1 protein-coding gene and 1 pseudogene are annotated in these 917 nt (G+C 71.2%); both read left to right on the top strand.

The features are described from left to right. A pseudogene (locus tag BZY54_RS40760) lies at positions 1 to 238 on the top strand (right-handed parallel beta-helix repeat-containing protein); the annotation flags it as partial. 231 nt (positions 239 to 469) lie between these two features. Continuing rightward, a partial coding sequence (locus BZY54_RS40755) for a glycoside hydrolase N-terminal domain-containing protein (protein WP_208640925.1) occupies positions 470 to 917 on the top strand: 448 nt, incomplete at its 3' end.

Genomic DNA, 917 nt, shown 5'->3' with positions numbered 1-917 from the left:
CGCCTCGATGCCCGACAGCGGCACGCGCGGCATCCACATGGACGCCGGCGGCTGCGGCTTCAGCTTCGAGGACATCGAGGTCGGCAAGACCACCGACCAGTCGTACCAGAGCTATCAGTGCAACGACGTCAAGAACGCCAACTGGGAGAACGGTTACGACGCGTCCAAGATGCAGTACGACAAGATCGGCGTCACCGGCGACTTCCCCTACCCCTTGCCCGACGGCGACACCCAGTGAGTGGTCTCTGAGCGACCGCATCCGATGAGCCCCCCGGGCAGCGTGTGTCCCGAACCGCTGCCCGGGGTGCGGTGAGCGCACAAGGCGCGCCGCCCGTCCGCGGCCGTCCGGCGTCCGATCCCGCGCTTGCTGCGCGAAGCCTCGACGCGGCGGCGGACCCGCGCCGGGCCCTCCGGCCCGTGCCGAAAGCACAGCACCAGACCGCTCTCACGACGTACCTGGAGGCATTCCATGCCCGAGTTGTCCCGACGAAACGTCCTGGCCGCGGCCGGGGCATCCGCGGCGGCGACCGCGCTGAGCGCCGGCGCCGCACACGCCGCGCCCGAGGCGGCGGACGCCACCGGATCGGCCGCGCCGGAATCCGGCGGTGAACCCAATCCGATGCGGCTGTGGTACCAGGCCCCGGCGGGGGAGTGGCTGGAGGCACTGCCGGTCGGCAACGGCCGGCTCGGCGCCATGGTCTTCGGCGGCACGGACACCGAACGGCTCCAGCTCAACGAGGACAGCCTGTGGGCCGGCGGCCCGCACGACTACGCCCGTCCCGACGCCGTGAAGCACCTGGACGAGATCCGCCGCCTGGTCGTGGCGGAGAAGTGGAACCAGGCGCAGAGACTGATCGACGCCGAGTTCCTCGGCAGCCCCTCGGAACAGGTCGCCTACCAAGTGCTCGGCGACCTCG

Source organism: Streptomyces carpinensis (assembly GCF_002154505.1).
Lineage (GTDB): Bacteria > Actinomycetota > Actinomycetes > Streptomycetales > Streptomycetaceae > Streptomyces > Streptomyces carpinensis.
The sequence above is the reverse complement of the archived record's forward strand: the minus strand, read 5'-3'. Positions and strand labels throughout refer to the sequence as shown.